Raw genomic sequence first — 242 nt, 5'->3', positions numbered from 1 at the left:
GCGCGTCGTCTTCCGATTCGAGCAGATCCTCGACTTCGGGGATGTCCTGCATCAGTCGCGACAGGTCGACTTCGCCTTCGACCTCGCCGACGACCTGCGCGGCGCTGCCGTCCTGGCGCGCATACGCCTGATTGATCGCCAGCGCGAGTTCGTCGGCCGGCAAGCGGACCAGCGAAAACGCGCCGAAGTTACGCGCGACTTCGGCGATCGCCGCGCCCGACGTGCGCTCGCTGATCCAAGAT

General features: G+C 66.5%; 1 pseudogene. It reads right to left on the bottom strand.

Features of this window, described 5'->3' with window-relative positions:
- Positions 1-242: pseudogene (locus SB751_RS34490) on the bottom strand (type II secretion system protein GspE); the annotation flags it as partial.

Source organism: Cupriavidus sp. SIMBA_020 (assembly GCF_046535395.1).
GTDB classification, from domain to species: Bacteria; Pseudomonadota; Gammaproteobacteria; order Burkholderiales; family Burkholderiaceae; genus Cupriavidus; species Cupriavidus campinensis.
The sequence above is the reverse complement of the archived record's forward strand: the minus strand, read 5'-3'. Positions and strand labels throughout refer to the sequence as shown.